This is a genomic window from uncultured Psychroserpens sp. (assembly GCF_947503375.1).
Taxonomy (GTDB): Bacteria; Bacteroidota; Bacteroidia; order Flavobacteriales; family Flavobacteriaceae; genus Psychroserpens.
This window is the reverse complement of sequence record NZ_CANNDQ010000004.1, coordinates 147,558-167,513: the sequence shown is the minus strand read 5'-3', so window position 1 is coordinate 167,513 and position 19,956 is coordinate 147,558. Positions and strand designations below refer to the sequence as shown.

At 31.3% G+C, this 19,956-nt stretch carries 24 protein-coding genes; 13 read left to right on the top strand and 11 right to left on the bottom strand.

Annotated elements, in window-relative coordinates; all coding sequences use genetic code 11:
* Positions 1 to 133: 133 nt before the first annotated feature.
* Positions 134 to 1,498, bottom strand: a complete 1,365-nt coding sequence (locus Q0876_RS08545) for an NAD-dependent succinate-semialdehyde dehydrogenase (RefSeq protein ID WP_299226288.1) — start codon at positions 1,496 to 1,498, stop codon at positions 134 to 136.
* 173 nt (positions 1,499 to 1,671) lie between these two features.
* Here Q0876_RS08545 and Q0876_RS08540 point away from each other — a divergent pair, with 173 nt between their 5' ends.
* From Q0876_RS08540 to Q0876_RS08525, 4 genes are all read left to right on the top strand, one after another.
* The gene (locus tag Q0876_RS08540; RefSeq protein WP_299226285.1) at positions 1,672 to 2,022 is read left to right on the top strand and encodes a YtxH domain-containing protein; all 351 of its coding nucleotides are present in this window, start codon (positions 1,672 to 1,674) and stop codon (positions 2,020 to 2,022) included.
* Positions 2,023 to 2,024: 2 nt separating this feature from the next.
* Positions 2,025 to 2,372: a hypothetical protein gene (locus Q0876_RS08535; RefSeq protein WP_299226282.1), complete on the top strand. Its 348-nt coding sequence runs from the start codon at positions 2,025 to 2,027 to the stop codon at positions 2,370 to 2,372.
* Positions 2,373 to 2,375: 3 nt separating this feature from the next.
* Positions 2,376 to 2,576: a hypothetical protein gene (locus tag Q0876_RS08530; RefSeq protein WP_299226279.1), complete on the top strand. Its 201-nt coding sequence runs from the start codon at positions 2,376 to 2,378 to the stop codon at positions 2,574 to 2,576.
* Positions 2,577 to 2,766: 190 nt separating this feature from the next.
* Positions 2,767 to 3,363, top strand: a complete 597-nt coding sequence (locus tag Q0876_RS08525) for a hypothetical protein (RefSeq protein WP_299226276.1) — start codon at positions 2,767 to 2,769, stop codon at positions 3,361 to 3,363.
* A 102-nt stretch (positions 3,364 to 3,465) separates the two neighbouring features.
* On the opposite strand, the gene Q0876_RS08520 is transcribed toward Q0876_RS08525, so the two are convergent.
* Both Q0876_RS08520 and Q0876_RS08515 read right to left on the bottom strand, forming a co-directional pair.
* Entirely contained in the window at positions 3,466 to 4,065 is a 600-nt protein-coding gene (locus Q0876_RS08520; RefSeq protein ID WP_299226273.1) for a DUF2652 domain-containing protein, read from the bottom strand.
* 29 nt (positions 4,066 to 4,094) lie between these two features.
* Entirely contained in the window at positions 4,095 to 5,138 is a 1,044-nt protein-coding gene (locus Q0876_RS08515; protein ID WP_299226270.1) for an AraC family transcriptional regulator, read from the bottom strand.
* A 436-nt stretch (positions 5,139 to 5,574) separates the two neighbouring features.
* On the opposite strand from Q0876_RS08515, the gene Q0876_RS08510 reads away from it, so the two are divergent.
* The 7 genes from Q0876_RS08510 (at position 5,575) to Q0876_RS08480 (ending at position 9,585) form a co-directional block, all read left to right on the top strand.
* Complete coding sequence (locus tag Q0876_RS08510; RefSeq protein ID WP_299226721.1) at positions 5,575 to 6,009, top strand: hemerythrin domain-containing protein; 435 nt, start codon at positions 5,575 to 5,577, stop codon at positions 6,007 to 6,009.
* A 3-nt stretch (positions 6,010 to 6,012) separates the two neighbouring features.
* Positions 6,013 to 7,095, top strand: coding sequence for a DNA topoisomerase IB (locus Q0876_RS08505; protein ID WP_299226267.1), 1,083 nt, complete (start codon positions 6,013 to 6,015; stop codon positions 7,093 to 7,095).
* Positions 7,096 to 7,252: 157 nt separating this feature from the next.
* The gene (locus Q0876_RS08500; protein ID WP_299226264.1) at positions 7,253 to 7,702 is read left to right on the top strand and encodes a PA2169 family four-helix-bundle protein; all 450 of its coding nucleotides are present in this window, start codon (positions 7,253 to 7,255) and stop codon (positions 7,700 to 7,702) included.
* 138 nt (positions 7,703 to 7,840) lie between these two features.
* On the top strand, positions 7,841 to 8,545 hold the full coding sequence (locus tag Q0876_RS08495; protein WP_299226261.1) for an SOS response-associated peptidase family protein: 705 nt from the start codon (positions 7,841 to 7,843) through the stop codon (positions 8,543 to 8,545).
* A 111-nt stretch (positions 8,546 to 8,656) separates the two neighbouring features.
* Positions 8,657 to 8,815 (top strand): DUF1328 family protein, encoded by a 159-nt coding sequence (locus tag Q0876_RS08490; protein ID WP_299226259.1) that lies wholly within the window; start codon positions 8,657 to 8,659, stop codon positions 8,813 to 8,815.
* 28 nt (positions 8,816 to 8,843) lie between these two features.
* On the top strand, positions 8,844 to 8,981 hold the full coding sequence (locus Q0876_RS08485) for a hypothetical protein (RefSeq protein ID WP_299226256.1): 138 nt from the start codon (positions 8,844 to 8,846) through the stop codon (positions 8,979 to 8,981).
* Positions 8,982 to 9,036: 55 nt separating this feature from the next.
* Positions 9,037 to 9,585: a hypothetical protein gene (locus Q0876_RS08480; RefSeq protein WP_299226254.1), complete on the top strand. Its 549-nt coding sequence runs from the start codon at positions 9,037 to 9,039 to the stop codon at positions 9,583 to 9,585.
* Position 9,586: 1 nt separating this feature from the next.
* On the opposite strand, the gene Q0876_RS08475 is transcribed toward Q0876_RS08480, so the two are convergent.
* Entirely contained in the window at positions 9,587 to 10,627 is a 1,041-nt protein-coding gene (locus Q0876_RS08475; protein WP_299226252.1) for an AraC family transcriptional regulator, read from the bottom strand.
* A gap of 241 nt (positions 10,628 to 10,868) precedes the next feature.
* Between Q0876_RS08475 and Q0876_RS08470 the strand changes: the two genes are divergently transcribed.
* The gene (locus Q0876_RS08470; RefSeq protein WP_299226251.1) at positions 10,869 to 11,570 is read left to right on the top strand and encodes an SOS response-associated peptidase family protein; all 702 of its coding nucleotides are present in this window, start codon (positions 10,869 to 10,871) and stop codon (positions 11,568 to 11,570) included.
* Here the strand turns inward: Q0876_RS08470 and Q0876_RS08465 are convergent.
* The 3 genes from Q0876_RS08465 to Q0876_RS08455 all read right to left on the bottom strand — a co-directional run bounded on the left by Q0876_RS08465 (position 11,553) and on the right by Q0876_RS08455 (position 14,270).
* Positions 11,553 to 12,593, bottom strand: coding sequence for a helix-turn-helix transcriptional regulator (locus Q0876_RS08465; protein WP_299226248.1), 1,041 nt, complete (start codon positions 12,591 to 12,593; stop codon positions 11,553 to 11,555). The two genes, Q0876_RS08470 and Q0876_RS08465, sit on opposite strands and share 18 nt — an antisense overlap.
* Before the next feature lie 201 nt (positions 12,594 to 12,794).
* Complete coding sequence (locus Q0876_RS08460) at positions 12,795 to 13,823, bottom strand: AraC family transcriptional regulator (RefSeq protein ID WP_299226245.1); 1,029 nt, start codon at positions 13,821 to 13,823, stop codon at positions 12,795 to 12,797.
* 60 nt (positions 13,824 to 13,883) lie between these two features.
* On the bottom strand, positions 13,884 to 14,270 hold the full coding sequence (locus Q0876_RS08455; protein ID WP_299226242.1) for an arsenate reductase family protein: 387 nt from the start codon (positions 14,268 to 14,270) through the stop codon (positions 13,884 to 13,886).
* Positions 14,271 to 14,481: 211 nt separating this feature from the next.
* Here Q0876_RS08455 and trxB point away from each other — a divergent pair, with 211 nt between their 5' ends.
* Positions 14,482 to 15,462 carry a thioredoxin-disulfide reductase gene (gene trxB / locus Q0876_RS08450; RefSeq protein ID WP_299226239.1) on the top strand — a complete coding sequence of 327 codons (981 nt, stop codon included), beginning with the start codon at positions 14,482 to 14,484 and terminating at the stop codon, positions 15,460 to 15,462.
* A 74-nt stretch (positions 15,463 to 15,536) separates the two neighbouring features.
* Here trxB and Q0876_RS08445 read toward each other — a convergent pair whose 3' ends face one another.
* From Q0876_RS08445 to Q0876_RS08430, 4 genes are all read right to left on the bottom strand, one after another.
* Positions 15,537 to 17,354 carry a M2 family metallopeptidase gene (locus tag Q0876_RS08445; protein ID WP_299226235.1) on the bottom strand — a complete coding sequence of 606 codons (1,818 nt, stop codon included), beginning with the start codon at positions 17,352 to 17,354 and terminating at the stop codon, positions 15,537 to 15,539.
* Positions 17,355 to 17,394: 40 nt separating this feature from the next.
* On the bottom strand, positions 17,395 to 18,231 hold the full coding sequence (locus Q0876_RS08440; protein WP_299226231.1) for a DUF2807 domain-containing protein: 837 nt from the start codon (positions 18,229 to 18,231) through the stop codon (positions 17,395 to 17,397).
* Between the two features lie 108 nt (positions 18,232 to 18,339).
* A complete protein-coding gene (locus Q0876_RS08435; protein ID WP_299226228.1) occupies positions 18,340 to 19,203 on the bottom strand; it encodes a hypothetical protein in 864 nt (287 codons plus the stop codon).
* 13 nt (positions 19,204 to 19,216) lie between these two features.
* Positions 19,217 to 19,939, bottom strand: coding sequence for a head GIN domain-containing protein (locus tag Q0876_RS08430; protein ID WP_299226225.1), 723 nt, complete (start codon positions 19,937 to 19,939; stop codon positions 19,217 to 19,219).
* Positions 19,940 to 19,956: the final 17 nt, after the last annotated feature.

The following is a 19,956-nucleotide window of genomic DNA, read 5'->3' as shown; positions in this document are numbered from 1 at the left end:
ATAATAACAGCGAGTACTAAAATTGAAAGTACTGTTATTATAAATAGTGACATTTTTTTTGTTTTTTCGTCTTTTTGAAGAATATAATCTCTTCTTTTCTCATTTTCGTCTTTTATAAATTTCATTTCTTGTTTTATTTGTTAATATATACTGTTTTCTTGTTTACAAATTCTAGGATACCTTCTCTAGATAGTTCACGTCCGTAGCCAGAATTTTTAGTTCCTCCGAAAGGTAATCTAGGATCAGATTTGACTAATTCATTTATGAAGAAAGCGCCATCTTCTATATTGATGATATTTTCAATAGCGTCATCCACATCATCTGTAAATAACATTGTCCCTAAACCAAACTTTGAATTTGATGCCATTGCGTAGGCCGCTTCTTTATCTTTAACTTTGATAATCGCTGCTAGTGGTCCGAAGGTTTCTTCATCAAAAACAGCCATGCCAGGTTTTACATTTGTTAAGATAGTTGGTTGGTAGTAGGTATTATGTCTTTCATTCCCGAAGTGTATTATTGCACCATTTTTGATGGATCTATTTATTTGATCTTCCAAGGTATCGGCTAAATCTTTTCTTGCCATAACACCAATCTGTGATTTCTCATCTGAAGGATTTCCAGAAGTTATTGATTTAACTTTATTGGTAAACTCGGTCAAGAACTTATTATAAATAGCTTCAACTACAATAAATCGTTTTGCTGCTATGCAACTCTGTCCTGTATTTTGCATTCTTGCTTTTACAATAGTATCTAAATGCTTCTCAAGATTTGCATCTTCAAGAATAATACAAGCATTGTTACCACCAAGCTCTAAAACAGTTTTCTTGAGATGTTTACCTGCAATTTCGGCAATCTTTTTTCCAGCTTTTTCGCTTCCTGTAAGTGATACAGCTTTTATTCTTCGATCTGCAATTATTGACTCTGTAGCATTATGATTCACAATCAAAGTTTGAAAACAACCCTTAGGATACTGTGATGCTTCAAAAATTTCTTGTAAAGCTAAAGCACAACCTGTAACATTAGATGCATGTTTGAGCAATACTGTGTTACCAGCTGTTAGAGTAGGGATAGCAAATCTTAATACTTGCCAAAACGGATAATTCCAAGGCATTATTCCTAAGATGACACCTAACGGATCATAGCTTATAAAGCTTTCATTGGCTTCTGTTTCTATAATTTCATCAGATAGGAGTTCATCAGCATTTTTCCTATAAAAATCACAAAGGAAAATGCATTTTTCTATTTCAGCTTTACTTTCAGAAATGGGTTTTCCCATTTCTTTAGTAATTAACTGACTGTATTTTTCAATATTGTTATGAAGTCGTTTTGAGAGATGATCTAAAAGTTTTGACCTATTATTGACCTCTAGTAGTTTCCAGTCTTTATATGCAGAATGGCTATCGTGAATAATTCTTTCAATATCATTTTCAGAATCGATATTATATTCATTTAATACTTTATTAGAGTAAGGGTTGTATGTTTTAATTTTACTTTTCATAATATCTTCAAATTAATAAGTGTTTAAAAAGTGAGTTAACTCAAACCAAAAAACTATTAACTTTTTCAATGAATTTTGTATACGTTAATATTTACATCTTTTGCGTTAAGCTATATGTATCGCATTTTAGAATTTTGTATTGAGTTTAAATTAAAGTTATAAATAAAAATACGATGAGTAATAACAACACAATTTTAGGAATATTAGCAGGCACAGCAATTGGTGCCACTTTGGGTGTATTATTTGCACCAGAGAAGGGTAGTGTAACCCGAAAAAAAATTGCAGATGAAGCCACATTGCAAAAAGATAGAGTAGTGGCTGGAGCTATTGACCTCAAAGAGCGAGTGTCTGCAACAGTACATTCTAATAAAGAAACTTTGGATGAAAAAGTTGAAGCTTTAATGTCTGATGCAAGCTACAAGGCCGATGATGTCATCACAAGACTAGAGCTCAAATTGAAAGAGTTAAAGGCTAAAAATAGGAAGTATCAAAAAGATACTAATAAAGACTTACAAACGTCATAAACATGACTGTATTAGAATCTTTAAATAACACAACTAATAAAGCAACTGATACTGCTGAGAAATACCTTAAGACCTCTCAGCAGTTTATCAAATTAAAAGTATTTCAGCAACTGACCATATCATTAAGTTTAATTATAAAACTTGCAATTATTGGAGGTTTAGCAGCTTTGGCTTTGATCTTTATTGCAGTCTCTGGTGCTATTGCTATAGGAGAAGCATTGAATAATTTGCCTATTGGATACCTTATCGTAGGTGTCATCTTTTTGTTACTTTCATGCGTAGTGTACTTTATAAGAACCTTGATAGACAAAAAGATTATCAAAGCCATGTCTAACAAATTTTTTGACTAATACATGAAGAATTATACGAGTTTTGAAGAAATAGACTATGACCTTAAGCGACTAGACCTTGAGCGACAAATTGCATTTGAAGAACTCAAAGGTATCAAGAGTGATGTTAAAGACGACTTGAGACCAATACATTGGTTGCAAACGGTTGCAAAGTATGTAACGAAATATGGTTCTCTTTTATTGCTAAAGAAAATAGTTAAGTAAACTTAGCCTATATACCTAATCAAAGCATCAGAATTTACTGATGCTTTTTTTTATTCAAACACTCATATTGTCATATACGTTAATCTTATATACAAATGAGCTAAAACTTACTCGCGAGGCTATGTAAATTGCAGTCAGAATAAGGAAGGGAATAATTCCCATTTTAAATAACTTAAAACTTAAATATATTATGAAAATTAAAACTATACTATTGAGCACATTATTTGCAACAGTAATATTTAGTTGTAATGTTGAGCAGAAAAAAGAAATGGAATTGCCTGAAGTAGATGTTGATATGGATGTATCAGCAGAAGAAGGACAATTACCAACTTTTGATGTTGATTGGGCAGATGTTAACGTTGGCACAACGACTAAAACTGTAAAAATACCTAAAGTTGTCGTGGTTATGGAAGAAGAAGAAATTGAAGTGCCTTATATTGATGTTGATATGCCAAATGATGATAGTTCTGAAAAAGAAGAGCGTACTATTATGATTGAAGCAGAAGTAACCGATACTGAACATGATTTAAATATAAAAGAAGTTTGGGCATCTGATAATAATTTATTGGTTATTTCAGAACTTGTAGCAACAGAACAAACTATTGGTGATAAAAAGATGAGGGTGTCAGATCAATTGACATTGAATGCGCCAGATCTTAATGTAAAACACTATGTTATTGGCGAAAAACCAGATAGAGTATTTAATACTCAGCATAAATACGTATCTAGTATAGATGCATTAAAATCTAAAGTAAAAGGTGATTATAAAGTTATTTACACTAAATAACCCATTGTAATAATCACGTTTTAGTGTGACCTCAATCAGTCTTTCTGATTGAGGTTTTTTATTTAAAATAGAGTGTGTTTGATTACTAATGAAGTACTCTCATTAAACTAAAGGGCTCAAGTTAATGTATGCATAGCCAATCTCACCTAGATGCTCATAAAAATTACCACCTTTTTTTAGGCTCGCCCAATAAGTTTTGGTCTCAATTTCTTCGAAATCATATTTTGAGATTAAGTCATTAGATAGTAAAATGTATTCTTCGTGTGGGATATCATTTTTGAGCAATTTATGAGCAATAACAATATCTTCTCCCATGAGCTTGATGTGTTTGCCAATTTGTACAGCATCAACATTCAATCCGAAATGCAAAATTATTTTTAAGCCTAGAGTTTGAGGGATTTTCTTCCCATCTTTATCGTGCTCATTGGCCTTGTATAGTAAGTCTAATTGTTTGTAAAAGTCTTTGTAGAATCTAGTACATTGATCTATTAACCGTTTTAAACTTGGTAATGGTCCTTTTCTGTAGAATAGTACAGCATCACCTTCAATTTCTGAAACCCTTAAACCAATTTCATTAGAGTAGATGATTTTATTCAATAATGATGGGATGATCTTTGAGCTAAACTCTGCATCAGTTTCACTCATGAATCGCGTAAATCCACTAATATCTGGAATGCATATTAAAATTGGTTCTTGTTCCATACACTTTGAATATTGATTTAATCAGCAAGTTATGCTGCTGTTTCTTCTAGGATTAAATTATTCAGTACATTTTTCCTGTATTCATTTGGAGTGATACCATACTTTTCTTTAAAGATCTTAGAAAAATAACTCCTGCTAGTAAAGCCAATACTGTAAACCACTTGTGATACATTCAAATCTGCATTACTCATCAAGTCTCTTGCAGCTTCTAATCTAACATGTCTTACATATTCTGTAACCGTTCTTGTATATAAAAATTTAAAACCATCTTGAAGTTTGGCTTGAGATAAGCCTGATTTCATTGATAATTGCTCTAATGCGTATGGATACGAAGGGTCTTTTATAATGTTGCTCCCTAGTTTTCTAATTATTTTTAATTCGGTTTTAGTTAAAGATGTAGGCAATTGAACACCTCTTTGAAATTTATTATGTTGTTCAATGTGTAGAGATAGCATTTCATATACTAAAGCTTCAATTTTTAACACTCTTACCATGCCTTTTGATCTTATCTTTTTCATCTTTTTAATGAAATCAGACATTTTCAAATTCAATGCACCATAATGTGCAAACCTATAATCGTGGTCAGTATCTACAAATATTTCATAAAGGCGATCATTTAATAAAGAAGCATTGGTAGTTCGTTTCTTTAAGAATTTTTTACGAACAATTTGGATAATATTAATTTCTAGTTTTTCTTCTTTTGGAAAATGAATGTAATTGTAACCTCCAGTTTTATTAGTGAAAATTAACGAATGAAACTGTTCAACATGTTTTTCTTCATTGTTAATACCAAATCGATGCTTAAAACTACCGTTATAGTTGTAAATAAATCGAATAGGATTAAAGTCATTGGCTTTGACCTTTAAAATAATTTCTTTGTAGAATTTGACATCAAAATCTAACAGGTTAACACCCCAATCAAATGGCATAAACTTAATAACACCAACAGCGTTTTCATTATCAAAAATTAAATTATGCTCATTCCATTTTTCTTCTATTCTACCACCAATAACATCTTTTATTTGATGTAACAAATCTTTAGGGCTTTCAGCATTAATATCAATTTCTAACATAACGATTACTTTTATGAGTTAATACAAAACCTATTTAAAGTATTGCTGTTAACAAAAATAACTATTTTTAATCTTGGGCTAAATGGACATTTAAATTTTTAACACAACGTTTACATTATTAGGTAAAAGTTAATTCAAAAAAGCACATATGATCGACGGTCTTAAAATAACTTTGTTGAGTAAATATTTCTTCAATCGTCACGAAGTATAGTTTATTAGTTAGTTAGGATAAAACTCGGTGAACGGCTCATCGAGTTTTTTTGGATTAATATTTAACCCTATAAAGCACATACAAAAAATAGATTACTATTAATTTTATACATTATTATAAGACACATTCTTCATTATTATAATAATACGATTGGTTGGTATGCCTCAGTAACCTTTTGGCTACTGAGGTTTTTTTAACGGTAATATTAATTTAAATGTAAATATGATGACTATTTTTGAAGCTATTAGAGCAGATCACAATATCCAAAGAGAATTATTGAGTAAATTAGTAAAGACTTCTGGTGATACTAATGCACGCGATGCCATTTTTAAATCGTTAAAGAATGAACTCAAAGTACATGCGGATGCAGAAGAGCGTCATTATTATAAACCGTTGATAGATTCAGATATTATGCAAGAAAAGGCAAGACATGGCATTGCAGAACATCACGAAATTGATGAACTGATTGAATCTCTAGAGGAAACAGATTATGATTCATCAGCATGGCTAAAAATAGCTAAAAATTTGAAAGATAAGGTTGAACATCATTTAGAAGATGAAGAACATAAATTCTTTCAGTTATCAGGAAAAGTATTGTCAGACTCTCAGAAGAAAGAATTAGCAAATTCTTACACCAACTATATAAAGTCTCATAGATAATTAATGTCAAAGCGAAAATTAACACCTTCTTTAATCAATACTATTAATGAGGATCCTAAATCTGTAATTAGTAAATTAGATTTAGTATATGTTAATAATCGACAGCTATCGATAACAAGAGAATCTTCAGGAAAAACATTTACTTACTACCGTAACGGAAAAATAGTATCAGATAATAATCATCTTGATAGAATCAATTCATTAGTAATACCTCCAGCTTGGACACATGTTAGAATTGCTGAAATGCACAATGGGCATTTACAAGCTACAGGACGAGATGCTAAATCTAGAAAGCAATACCGATACCATACCAAATGGAATAAAATAAAAAATCAAACCAAATTTTTTAGAATGGCTGCCTTTGGTGAAGCACTTCCAATCATTAGAGATAAGGTAGAAAGAGATATTATCCAAACAGAGTGGACTAAAACTAAAGTTTTAGCTTTAGTGATTAAACTAATGGAAGAAACTCACATCAGAATAGGGAACACCTACTATGCTAAGAAAAATAAAACTTATGGGCTTACGACTTTAAGAACAAAGCACGTTCATCTTTTTAAAGATAAATTACGGTTTCAGTTTGTTGGTAAAAGAGGAAAGGAACATAACATCACACTCAGAAATAAGAAGCTTATTAAGCTGGTTGGTAAATGCGAAGAGATACCAGGTTGGGAATTGTTTCAATTTTACGACAGAGAAGGGCATAAGCATCATGTTGATAGCAGTATGGTCAACGCATATATTAATGACGTAACTGGAGATTCTTTTACTGCAAAAGATTTTAGAACTTGGTCAGCAAGTGTTATTTTTTTTGAGACCTTAATGGATTTTGACAAGCCAACTACAGAAGCCGAAAAGCATAAGAATATCCTATCTGCATTTGATGCAACAGCCAATGCTTTAGGCAACACTCGTAATGTTTGTAGGAAGTACTATGTGCATCCTATTTTGGTAAAATCATATGAAGACGACTCATTACACAATGTATTTTTGGATGTCACAAATACACCTCAAATCTCAGAACATTTAACACCTAGTGAGACCTCAGTTTTAAACTTGATTAAAAACTATAAGCCAGTAATTTAATACAATTATTTTTAGTCTAGCTAATTGCGTTAATCTTTGCATCATTTCCATTAATTCCAAACGCTTTCATCCAATACCTTTGTCTATAGTTATACGCTATGATGTAAACTGATAGGCATCACTAAAGAAATTATCGGTTAATCTAAACAAACAAAAAATGAGTACATACACACAAGAAATTGGAGAAAAATTAAATGATCTATTAGAAAAAACTTACGATGCTGAAAAAGGATTTAAAAAGGCAGCTGAAAATGTTGAACATTCGGCTTTGAAATCTTATTTCAATAATAAAGCACAAGAACGTTATAATTTTGGTCATGAGCTAAAATCAGAAATTAAGTCTTTTAATCAAGATGTTGATAAAGGCGGAAGTTTAACAGGAAAGGCACACAGAGCATGGATGGATATTAAATCGCTATTCTCAGCAGATGATGAAGAATCAATGCTAGAAGAAGCTATTCGAGGTGAAAAAGCTGCTATTGATGAGTATCAAGATGTTTTGAATGAATCTAGTTTGCCATCAACAACAAAGACATTGTTAGAATCTCAAAAAAATACCATTCAAAATGGTTTGTCTAACATCAAATCTTTAGAAGATCTGAGATAATTAGAAACCTCCCTTAAAGAACCTGAGGTGCTTTTTTTTATAAAAAGCACCTTTTTTGATATAAAGACATTTTTATAGCATTTGAGTCAATTCGTATTTCTGTATTTTATTTTCTTGAAAAGAAAAATGTTTTATAAATTGTCTAATACATTAGAGTTGAAAACTATTGAAAATGAGCTAGACGCTACGTTTAGATTTCCTAATCTTTACGAGCCTAAAGCTATAATCAATGGACAGTTTGAATCTAACCTTTGTGTACTAACGTCTGCCAATCCTAAGCATATCGATTTGGCAATTTGGGGACTTCTTCCTGAAAATTACGATGATGATTGGGAGCGTTTTCAAAACTTGACAAATACGCTCAATACACATGTTGAAGATGTAAATTTAAACAATGAAATATATTCAAACGCACTAGATGAAAGACGTTGTTTGATCATTGTCAACGGGTTTTTTACTTCAAAGTTGTACAAAGGAAAACTGTATCCACATCACATCCACCTTGAAAATCATAAACCCTTCTGTATAGCTGGAATATTCAATAAAATTAATGATGGATTTTTAACGTGCTCAATATTGATTACCAAATCTAGGGCTGAGTTTGCGAAAATTCCAAACCTAGGTCAGAGTAAGCCTCTTATTTTTAAAAAACAAGACTATCAAAGATGGTTATCGGAAGACAACAAGTTAAGAGATCTAAAAGCTTTAATTAATGACCATGAAGGGCACAATTTTTTATCTCACCCAATTAAAGAAGATTTTTACAATGACTCAAAAATTTATGAAAGAATAACTAATAGTGAAGACTACAAGTCTATTATGAAAATTTATCGTAATTATTAGTATTCGTGTTAATGTTTACGGTATATGCGTTAAGCTAATTTGTTCTGTTGGTCGATATTTGTAACATAAAGAAATGAAAGTCAGTTCTTATTAACTAAAACTTTAAAAATTATGTTACGTTGGACAATCACATTTGTTGTTATAGCTATTATTGCAGCCGTATTAGGATTTGGAGGAATAGCAGGAGCAGCCGCAGGAATAGCAAAAATAATATTCTATATATTTATAGTGCTATTTGTACTATCACTTATCAAAAGCTTAATAAAATAAATAACCAATATTAATTAAATCGAAAATTATGAAGAAGCTAGTATATGCCTTTTTACTATTATTTACTATGTCTACTGTATTTACAGGATGTAGAGAAACCAATGAAGATAAAGTTGAAGATGCTGTAGAAGATGTTGCAGATGATGTTGAAGATGCAATAGATTAATAAATATCAAATCAAATATTAAAGCCTCATTTTGAGGCTTTTTTTAATCGCGATTATGAAAAAGTTTATAATTAATAACAAGCGTGCTATTTATGGAGGTATGATCACATTTATGTTCATTGCATTAGGCATATTTCTACTTGGAAACATTTCTGGTTATGAAGCTAAAAATCTTCTCAAAGCATCGCTCTCTGGAATCAATATGCTTTGTAATACCATTGTTTTGGCTTCTGCTACAATACTTGCATTGTTATTAACTCTTTTAGGAATAAGTACTGGTACCGAATCAAAATTGAAAGATAGTCATTATTTAGAAGTGATGAATATAGCTAAGATAGACACGGTTTTATTCATTGTAACGTTAATCATGTTTCAGATGTTTAATATTCCAATTGTAGAATCAGATCAAGTGCCAACTAATTGGTATAGAACCATCTATTGGGTAACTTTGTTTATGTCTTCCTTATTGAGCGGAGGTATGGTGGTGGTTATCTTAATGCTGTATAATACTATAACGAACATTATTAAAATAGTTGGCTTAGGAAAAAATCTAGATTTAGTTTATACTAAAGATGATGTAGATCAAGAGACAAAAGACAGTTAATTTACTCTACCTCTAGTTTATATTTAAATTGTGATTTATAAACAGTTGGATTGCATCCATACTTTTGTTTAAAGATCTTGCTGAAATAACTTCTACTAGTAAAACCAACTGTGTAGACAACTTCAGAGATATTCAAGTCTGAGTTTCTAATTAATTCTTCAGCTTTTCCAAGTCGAACCTTTCTAGTAAAATTTGAAACAGTAGTCTTATGAACACTTTTAAATCCATGCTGTAATTTAGATTGTGAAATAAAGAATTGCGTACATAATTTATTTTGAGAATGGTTAAGCCCAGGGTTATCAATTATATATTCTGTAATGGTCCTAATCTTTTGAATTTCTGATCTTGTTATGCTTGAATGAGCACGTTCGTTGTAAGTTTCATTATAAAGCTGCTCTATATGGTAAGACAAAATAAGTTGATACCTACTTTGCATTTGTAATCTAGGTGAGATGGTCTCAGAAAATGATAAAGATTTTATTAATCGTAACTGCTCAGTGATCTTTAGGTCATAGTTACAGTCGAATAAATGATCTTTTAATGCATCAAAAATAGAATTAAGACGGTTTAATTTAGCATCTACAGGTTTTAATTTACATTCGAAATTCTTGATGTAAACTTCTCTACTTATAGTTAATAAATTACAATTGAATTGAACCCCTTTTTTAATGATCAATATATTATACCCATTTTTACTTGAAGCTACTGCAATGGTTTTTAATTCATCAATTTTTGAAAATTTTTCTGTATTATCAAAGCTGTGATAACATATGCCTTCTAGATTGTAAAAAAAATATAGATTGTCGTTATTGTCTTTTGGAATCTTAATTTCAAGATCTTCGTATAAATGGATATTGAAATTTGTGGCGCTAAGTTTATTATTAAACGTAATCTGTTCAATTGTACCTTGACCCATTAATCCATCTAAAGTGAGTTGTATCAGTCCATTATCATTGGTTAGTGACTTAAAATTCAAACGTTCATTAATTGCTCTAAGCAATTGGTTTGAATTAATCAAACTGTCATTCATTACATTCATCATTGCTTAGTTTATCTCTTAAATTCATCTTTAAAAGTGTTATGTAAATTTACAGTCAAAAACCTATGTTCTAGTAACAGTATAACATATTTGTTTAACAGTTTTGCGTTTTTAACTAGCAGACATTTTATGTTGATTTATAAACTTTATTTAACATTAAAAATATCATTTGGGTTACTTTTAAATGTCTTAAAGACAATAGCTTATTTAAATTTTAACGTTCTTTGTATAGAAAGAAGAAAACATGTATTATAAGCTCTCAAATAGTGCAAGCCTTAACGTTATTGAATTTAGTATGGATGCTAAGTTCAGGTTTCCAGATGTTTACAAAACATCTCCAATTATTGATGGTTTGAATGAAGAATTGCTTCCTGTCATCACTAATGAGAAACCAGAAACGTTAGAATTTGCTATTTGGGGCATGTTACCCGATAATTTCAGAGACGAATGGAGTGTGTTTCAAAAAATAAGGAATACACTCAACATTGATGTAAGAGCCATAAATGCGCATTCAGATTATAAAGTAGCATTACAAGAACGAAGATGTGTGGTTGTGGTTTCAGGTTTTTTTGCATCTTACAATTACCAAGGGCAGGTATATCCTATATATGTATATCCAGAAGGTGATAAGGTGTTTTCCTTAGCTGCCATATACAATATTACTTTTGACGGATTCATCACCTTCTCAATATTACTTGAAAACAGCAACTACCTGATGTCTAAACTTCATAATATAAGTGACTCGATGCCAATAGTTTTAGATGAAAGTCATAAAGATATATGGCTGGGCGAGAATTATAACACTATCATTATGGGTTACAATAACAGTTTTGAAAAACTGAATTTTACTTCGCATACAATCGCTAAAGAATTTTATAAAAATAATATTCTTTACGATTCGATTCTCGAACCAGCCACATATAAAGACTTAATTATCAACTCTTGATTTTTGTGTCTTTAGGTTTTCTTTATAATCAATGGGCAGTATATTGTATTGTTCGTAAAAAATCTTCGAAAAATAACTTCTACTTCTATAGCCTATTTCGTATACAATTTCAGATATCGATTTATCGGTATCCTTTATCATATCTCTGGCGACTTTCAACTTTATACTGCGTATATATTCGTTGATAGATTTGGAAAATAATAACTTAAAGCCTAGTTGTAATTTTTTTGGTCCTAGACCAGACTCTTTAGTTAATGATTTGATAGTTAATGGTTTGGATACATTATCAATGATAAAGTCTACCAATCCATGAATTTTTTTAATTTCAGATATAGTCAAACTATCTGTTAGGTGTGTGTCGTTCTCATATTTTTTATGCTCTAGCATTTGCATTGCTAAAATGAGATTTAATTGCCCTTCAATAGATAATGATTTTATAATTCCAGAGTCACCGAATTCATTTAACGTTTTTATTTTTTCTGCAATGGTTAGATTATAATTACCAATATGCTTAAACGGTAAATTTTCTTCTCTTCGTTCAAATACTGATAAAAGAGAATCTTCTAGAGTATCTACCTGATGATTTTTCTTCTTCATGAATTTCTTAGAAAACACATGAATAATATTAAGTTTCACGTTTATTTTACTTGGAAATACATAAATACTCCTAGATTGAGAATTATTAGAAATAATAATATTTTGAAAGCGTTCAAGTCTTACATAATTCTTGTCATCTGTATTATTAAAAGTTAGATTTCCTTCAGAAATGAATAAGAATTCAATAGGTGCTGCACCTTTTGTTGTATTGAAAATGATTTTAACGTCATCATTAAAATTGACATCGTAATCTAATAAAGCGATTCCCCAATCAAATTTTATATTTCTTATGGTGCCACTTCCAATTGAATTATTGAAAATGAGTGATTCTTCACCATTTTTATATTCGATATTGCCTTCTATATAGGCATTTAATTGTTTGATGATAGATTTGTTTTCTACATCTATAATTTCAATAGTCTTCATGCTAAGTTCTCCTCTTAGATATTAAATGTTAATCAAAATGTAGTTAGTAGAGTGTGATTAAATTGGTACTGCAAAAAAAGAGGAATAGCCGAAAGGTGTTTAACAAAATCGAAACATTGTTTAACAGTATTGGGTAGTTATTGAAAAAAATATCCTATCAAATTTTATAGTAAAATTGAAATTTTATAGGTTTTATAAGCGTTAAGCAGACTTTGTTTTTTTTCGAACTTGATTAATATATTCGCTAGGAGATATGCCAAAACGCTCTTTAAATAACTTTGAAAAATAACTTCTACTGTTAATTCCAATCTTATAAGTGATCTCTGTAATGTTGAGATCAGAATTTTCAATCAACGTTTTTGCTCTCTCAATTCTGTAATTTTTTATGTATTCATTCACAGAGGTTTGAAACAAGTTTTTAAAACCGTTTTGTAAAGTATTTTGGTTAAGACCCACACGTTTTGCAAGTGTGTGAACACTAATCCTAACATCAAGTTCGTCTTTAATAATATCTATAGCATTTTCAATTTTATCTATAGTAGATTTTCTTAGAAGTACTTTTTTCTCTCCATTATCATCATTAAAATGTTGCAATTGATAGGTTAAGATTTCATAGGTTTTACCTTCAAGAAACATAGGTTTCATAAAACTTTCTAACTCACAATGCCTAAACTCCTCAATATATTGAGCAATTTCTAATGAAAAGTAATTTTTATTATAAATGAAATTAACACCATTAACATCTTTGAATATTTGCTCCAGTTCGTTAGATAGGTCATTAGTAATACTTAATAATTTTTCTTCAAAAGCTTTCCTATCAATTAGGATGATAAAAAAATCAGTAGGTTTATTTTTAGAAATAACAATATCATTTGTGTTACTAGTGTCATTAGAAAACATACAATACTGAAGTTTACTAATTGTGTCGTTTTTTTTGGTTTCAGAAACTATATGATGTATTGCCGTATCTGTATTGAATAAAAAATGAAGAAAATTCACATCTTGCTTTTCAAATTTGAATGTAGTTTTGTCTTTTAATGTCAAATTAACTTCAATAACTGATAGGCCATGAGAAAATTGAATACCTCTCAAGTAACCTCTGCCTAACTTTTTTGTAAGGTCTATACAATAGTCATCACCATCGTTACTGTAATCTATACCTAATTGCTCTGTAAGTGAATTCATAATACCACTAATCTTAGAATGTTTGATGTATAGTGTTTTAGGCATAGGAGTGTGGTTTAATTGTATTTGATATAAAGTTAATCCATTATGACAAATAATTACAATTTAGAAGTGTTTCTTTTCGTCTATACCTTCACTATTTGGATCTAAAAGATGTTGTATATCAGATGGGTTTTTTATCTGTAGATATTTTTTGTCATCAAAAATTACAATTGGATAGACCAATACTTCGGGATGGGCCTGTAACACTTTAATCCAATCATTTTCAGTAAGTTGGGTATTAGAATTATAATGCGTTATATAAGTTGGGTGTTCTTTATCGATCAAATCACTAATCTCAAGATTCATCTGCTCGGCTAGATCTTTCCAAACCGTTCCTGTTACCTTTGTTTTGGTAACATCAATTACCAGCAAATCTTTATACGAAGCATTGGCATAAGAATAGGTTTGTTTCCCAATTGATGATGACGAACTGTAATATATTTTAATCATGTAGAATTTTATTAAAAATTAGTAGTAATGTGTTTTTTCATTGACTAGATAAAGATATTAAGTTCGACTGTTCCTTATTGATGCGATTAGAGGAATTATTGACGCTTTTCACAATAGATAACTTCAATATTCATATAATAACTGTTGATAACTTCTGCGTAAGGTTTCTATCAAAAACTCTACTTTTGTCTATGAAAAATGAATTAAAATTATGTCAGATACAATTGAACATGTAAAGTGCCTAATTATAGGCTCAGGACCAGCAGGATATACTGCTGCAATATATGCTGCAAGAGCAAATATGTTTCCAGTTTTATACCAAGGGACACAACCAGGAGGTCAATTAACAACTACAAATGATGTAGAGAATTTTCCTGGGTATCCTGAAGGAATCACTGGGCCAGAAATGATGATCGAACTTCAAAAGCAAGCACAACGTTTTGGAACAGATGTACGTGATGGTTGGATTACTAAAGTGGATTTTTCAGGAGATGTACATAAAGTTTGGGTAAATGAAACCAAAGAAATTCACTGTGATACAGTAATTATTTCTACAGGAGCTTCAGCCAAATATTTAGGTTTAGAGTCTGAACAAAAATATTTAAAACTTGGAGGCGGTGTTTCTGCTTGTGCAGTATGTGACGGTTTTTTCTATAGAAACCAAGAAGTAGTGATTGTGGGTGCTGGTGATTCAGCAGCTGAAGAGGCACACTATCTTTCTAAACTGTGTAAAAAAGTAACAATGTTGGTTAGACGTGATGAATTTAGAGCGTCTCAAATTATGCAGGCCAGAGTTAAGAATACTGAGAATATTGAAATTTTATACAATACTGAAACCGATGAAGTACTTGGAGATGGTCAAGTAGTTACTGGTGTTAGAGTGTTTAATAATAAAACGAATGAAAAGTATGAAATTCCTGCTACAGGTTTTTTCGTTGCCATAGGGCACAAGCCTAATACAGATATTTTTAAAGACTTTCTCAAGTTAGATGAAACAGGATATATTATCAATGTTCCTGGTACAGCAAAAACGAACGTAGAGGGTGTTTTTGTTTCTGGAGATGCTGCAGATCATGTTTACAGACAAGCTGTGACAGCTGCTGGAACAGGTTGTATGGCAGCTTTAGATGCCGAACGTTATCTGGCTGCAAAAGACTCTAGCTTTGAAGTAAGTACACCAACTTATAATTAGATAAACGAGTTTCATGAAAATAAAAGTGCCTAAAGAAATTATCTTTAGGCACTTTTATTTGATTTAATAACCTTTTATAAGGTCTCTGGTAACGTATAAGTTCTACCCTTATTTTGTGCTTTTAGATAAGCCATCAAAGGTTCAAAATACTCTAACATTGGCTTAGCGCTCATTTCACTACCAACACTTTCTTTTAGTAATTCTCTCCAATCGTTATTGGCACCAGTTTCTAATACACCTCTCAGGAAGGTTCCTACTTCTTTACTGCCAAAATAATTTGTTGCATGAGGATCTTGTTTTAAAATGTTTTTTGAGATATGGTCATGAAACTGAAATAATAAAATATACGAAACAGCATAATCATAATATTGAGCAGCATCGTTATTGATATGTGTTTTTGAAGCAGCATCGCAAAACGCCTCACCACGATCTGTTGGAGGTACCATTCCTTGATACTTTTTAGCTAATTCCCACCATTTCTTATTGAATTCATCTTTTGGAAGGTTTTCTGCATATAGGGCATTTTCAAATTCTGTCATAACTCCTGCAGAAAATGGTAAAAATACAATGTTACTTAAGGCTTCTTTTAATAGATTCTGTGTTTCATCAATTTTGGTATCTGCCTCAACTAAGCCTTTTCCAGCTAAGAAGGGTTTTTGCATAGCTGCGAAACCTAGTAAACTTCCTATTGCTTCGTGATAACCACGATTTGCACCTTCTCGTAATAAAGGAGGAACATTTGGGTTGGTGTAAGCTTGGTAATAATAAATATGGCCTAATTCATGATGAATTGTTTCATAGTAGTCAGCATTGGGTTCTATACTCATTAAGCAACGTAAATCATTTTCTAAATCCATATGCCAAGCTGAGGCATGATTATTTTTTTTGTAAGGTGCATCAGCTGGAAGCGGATACATGCTTGACTTTTCATAAAAACTTTCAGGAAGCGCATCAAAACCAATACTCTTATAGAAGTTTTCGCCTTCTTTTACGATCCATTCAGGATCTTTGTCTTTTAAAGCATCATCAATATCTAATCCTTCAACAGTAACAAGAGCGCTCCAGTCTTGTCCCCAACGATTAGGCAACCAGTGTGCAGGAAGATAATCTGGCACATCAGCATTATATTTTTTGGCTAATTCATAACGTGCCCATGTATGCAATTCTCTGTATAAAGGCCAAACTTCTTTTACCATTTTGTTCATTTCGTCAAGCATTTCTTGTCTTGACATACCATAGCTTGATACTTGGTACGAGAAATAATCATCATAACCTAAAGCACCAACAGTTTCGTTACGAAGTCGACGTAAATTTTCTAAACCATCTTTAAGGCCTATCCCAACACCTTTTGAGGCTTCCCAGTTGGCCAAACGTTCAGTTTCATTATTAGATTCTCTTAAAACTTTGTCTATGTCTCCTGTGGTCACAGAGGTACCATTCACTTGAAAATCGTATCCAAATAATGCTTCATTTTGAGCATTTTCAGCAGCTATTCGTTCTTTCACAAGATCAGAAACAGTTTCTGGATTATTAGCAGCTGCATACAGGATAGTATTCAATTGTCTTACCTGAACGATATCTAAATTACCTTTACTTTCTAAAAATGCTTTTGTTTTTTCTATTACTTCTGTGCTTCCAGTGTACTTTGCTAATGCTTCGTTTGCTTGCTGAACTTTGTAAGCATTTGTTGTGTCGCCAGCAACAATTCTGGTGTTTGCATCCCACTCAGCTAGAGCTGAGTCGTAATACAATTTGGTGAATGTTTTTGTGTAATCATCTAAAAATGCTTGAACATCTTCTTTTGAAGCTGTTTTAGCTTCTGTCTTTTCAACATCTTTCTTACATGCTAATACCGAAAGAAGTATTGCAAACAATAAAATTGTTTTCTTCATTTTAATTGGTTTGAGTTAAATTTAATTATTGTGGTTAGTATTATTTTTCTTTTTTCTGAAGTTTAGCAGTATCTATAAATCGGTTAAGTGCTATTTTTGGATTGCCATAAAGGTATACCTCACTTGAACCAGTAATTTCTAATGTAAGTGAATCTGTAACTTCTATATATGAATCACTAGCAAACTCACATACAGCTGTACAGGTTTTTGCGGTGAAGTTCTTACCATTAAATTGTGCGTTATTATCAGTAATTAAAAGTAAATTATCAGTCGTACCTTCAATATCTACATTTGCACGTTGATAGAGATCTACTTTTACTTCTTGAGTATTGATAAGAGCATCTAATTTACTATTGTCACTTAACTCAATTTTTGTATCTGTTGCGGTAATATTGAGCCTAACTTTTGATTTATCTGCACTGCTAAAACTAAAATTATTAGCTTTAATATTTAGGTAAGCTCTAGACGAACCTCTTGTTTTAAGACTTGCATTATTGAGCTCAAGTGATGTGAGTGATCTAATTTCGGCATCATCAAGTGCTTCAATATGAGAAAAGCCTTCACTATAATTGACCTTTATATTCATTTTTTTACTAGGTCTTATATTTTTAGTGGTTTTGAAAGTTAATATACTATCAACCACTTCAATCGAGATATATTCATGAAGATTCTCATCAGTTTCGATCTCTACAGAAGGCTTACTGTTATAAAAGAGCTCTATTTCAAAATCTTCACCAACAATAATAGTATTAAAAGCATCAAGATAGGTTTGTTTGATAGTTACATTTCTATCTCCTTTCACTTTGTCTGAATCTTGAGTAAAGCCAGCAAGATTACATCCTAAAGTAAACAATAGAAATAAAGTAAGGTTTTTCATTATAATAGTTTAAGTGTTATAACAAATATAAAACAAAAACCATCCCAAACTTTAAAAAAGCGTTTGAAATGGTTTAAAAAAACAAGTGGTTAGTTGGTTGTTAGTATATCATTGTATGGTGGTTTTAAGTGCTTTTTCAATTCTTGGAGCGTGACTTGAACCCATCGTAACAAAGACGGTCTTGTTCTTTTCTATTTGTTCTAAAATAATGTGGATCATATGTTCGTCTCTAGATAAATTTGAACTATTCCATATATCATGAAAGTAACCTGGCCATCCATAGTTGGTAGAGTAAGTCCTCCAATCTAAATCTGGGAAATCTTGTTGCCATATGCTATCTATATCTTTCCATGAGGTTATGGTGTGTCTTAAATAATCATAATCGGTACGCTCATCAATTAATTCTTGGAGTTTAGCTTCAGGATTGGTGAGGCGTTCTTCTTTTGAGCTACCAAAAAAAGGTCGTAATGCATAAAACATAGCTAGTTTTTCTGCTGGATGTTTTTTTATTAACAGTTCAATTTCATCTGTTCTGTCTGGTTCCCATGTATATAATTCTGCGTTACTAGATTTTGCGAGTGATGCCGTTAAACCACTTTCACCATAAGTTTCTATGGGATCTTGAGTCCATTTGAAAAAGAAACCCATTCTACCTTCAACTAATGCAATATCTGGTTGATATGCGTCCCAATACTGTCTAATCGAATCGAACTGAGCATTCTTTGGATCATTAATATGTTCAACACCTAATACAATAACTTGTCCTTTAGTTTTAGATTTTACACTATAAATGTATGGTCGTCTATGAAGACTAACCATATTCATATATTCCTCCATATCCATTACAGGAGTATTCAAGGTATATTGCTTTTCTATTTTGTAAAATGAAGGCGATTTCCAAAGAATATCAAAATAAAACAGTAACAAAAGGATACCAAAAACAATGAGAATGAATGTTAGAATACGCTTCATTTAATTGTATCAGCTATTGTTTTCTTATACTTCCTGAAGCACCATCACTTTTTTGGACTTTTTCTGGGTCTCCATAATATTTAATATCTCCTCCACTACTTGCATTGGCAATTAGTTCTTTAGATGTGTTTACAGTAATATCTGCACCACTACTTGCTTCTGCTCTTGTTGAAACGGCTTTTAAATTTGCAGCTTTTATATCACTACCACTTGATGCATCTGCACGGAATGTGTTAGCTGAACCGCTTATTTTAATGTCACTACCACTTGATGATTCGCAGCTTAGGTTTTCTACATCTACTTCTACTTGTACATCACTTCCGCTGGATGTAGATATATCCAGTTGATCTGATTTAATTGAAGTAGTTGAAACAACATCGCTACCACTTGAAGACGATAGTCTATTGATTGATTTAAAGTTTACCATAACTTTTTTTGATGCGGCATAACTTATGTTTTTATCTGCATAAATTTTCAGTACACCATTTTCAATTTCTGTCATAATTATATTGTGTAGGTTTTCGTCTGCCTGTACATCAATACGATTAGATTCACCTTGTGCTAAATACACATCTAAGCCTCTACTTACTTCAATTGCAGTAAATTCTTCGTTTAGGGTTCGTTCAGTAGTGATTACGTTTCCATCACCTTTTACTCCAAAATTCATATCGAAGTTGCATGAAAAAAGTAATACACTTAAAAAGGTAGTTACAATGATTTTTACTAGTGTTGTCATGATGATTATTTTAAATT

Bases quoted from the DNA above. Each gene is read 5' to 3' on its own strand.
- Q0876_RS08485 (WP_299226256.1), top strand. From the start codon at position 8,844: ATGAAGAAGCTAGTATATGCCTTTTTACTATTATTTACTATGTCTACT.
- Q0876_RS08475 (WP_299226252.1), bottom strand. From the start codon at position 10,627: ATGATGAATGTAATGAATGACAGTTTGATTAATTCAAACCAATTGCTT.
- Q0876_RS08435 (WP_299226228.1), bottom strand. From the start codon at position 19,203: ATGAAGCGTATTCTAACATTCATTCTCATTGTTTTTGGTATCCTTTTG.
- Q0876_RS08540 (WP_299226285.1), top strand. From the start codon at position 1,672: ATGAGTAATAACAACACAATTTTAGGAATATTAGCAGGCACAGCAATT.
- Q0876_RS08440 (WP_299226231.1), bottom strand. From the start codon at position 18,231: ATGAAAAACCTTACTTTATTTCTATTGTTTACTTTAGGATGTAATCTT.
- Q0876_RS08470 (WP_299226251.1), top strand. From the start codon at position 10,869: ATGTATTATAAGCTCTCAAATAGTGCAAGCCTTAACGTTATTGAATTT.
- Q0876_RS08465 (WP_299226248.1), bottom strand. From the start codon at position 12,593: ATGAAGACTATTGAAATTATAGATGTAGAAAACAAATCTATCATCAAA.
- Q0876_RS08500 (WP_299226264.1), top strand. From the start codon at position 7,253: ATGAGTACATACACACAAGAAATTGGAGAAAAATTAAATGATCTATTA.
- Q0876_RS08480 (WP_299226254.1), top strand. From the start codon at position 9,037: ATGAAAAAGTTTATAATTAATAACAAGCGTGCTATTTATGGAGGTATG.
- trxB (WP_299226239.1), top strand. From the start codon at position 14,482: ATGTCAGATACAATTGAACATGTAAAGTGCCTAATTATAGGCTCAGGA.
- Q0876_RS08430 (WP_299226225.1), bottom strand. From the start codon at position 19,939: ATGACAACACTAGTAAAAATCATTGTAACTACCTTTTTAAGTGTATTA.
- Q0876_RS08490 (WP_299226259.1), top strand. From the start codon at position 8,657: ATGTTACGTTGGACAATCACATTTGTTGTTATAGCTATTATTGCAGCC.
- Q0876_RS08445 (WP_299226235.1), bottom strand. From the start codon at position 17,354: ATGAAGAAAACAATTTTATTGTTTGCAATACTTCTTTCGGTATTAGCA.
- Q0876_RS08515 (WP_299226270.1), bottom strand. From the start codon at position 5,138: ATGTTAGAAATTGATATTAATGCTGAAAGCCCTAAAGATTTGTTACAT.
- Q0876_RS08460 (WP_299226245.1), bottom strand. From the start codon at position 13,823: ATGCCTAAAACACTATACATCAAACATTCTAAGATTAGTGGTATTATG.
- Q0876_RS08455 (WP_299226242.1), bottom strand. From the start codon at position 14,270: ATGATTAAAATATATTACAGTTCGTCATCATCAATTGGGAAACAAACC.
- Q0876_RS08535 (WP_299226282.1), top strand. From the start codon at position 2,025: ATGACTGTATTAGAATCTTTAAATAACACAACTAATAAAGCAACTGAT.
- Q0876_RS08525 (WP_299226276.1), top strand. From the start codon at position 2,767: ATGAAAATTAAAACTATACTATTGAGCACATTATTTGCAACAGTAATA.
- Q0876_RS08530 (WP_299226279.1), top strand. From the start codon at position 2,376: ATGAAGAATTATACGAGTTTTGAAGAAATAGACTATGACCTTAAGCGA.
- Q0876_RS08520 (WP_299226273.1), bottom strand. From the start codon at position 4,065: ATGGAACAAGAACCAATTTTAATATGCATTCCAGATATTAGTGGATTT.
- Q0876_RS08545 (WP_299226288.1), bottom strand. From the start codon at position 1,498: ATGAAAAGTAAAATTAAAACATACAACCCTTACTCTAATAAAGTATTA.
- Q0876_RS08510 (WP_299226721.1), top strand. From the start codon at position 5,575: ATGACTATTTTTGAAGCTATTAGAGCAGATCACAATATCCAAAGAGAA.
- Q0876_RS08505 (WP_299226267.1), top strand. From the start codon at position 6,013: ATGTCAAAGCGAAAATTAACACCTTCTTTAATCAATACTATTAATGAG.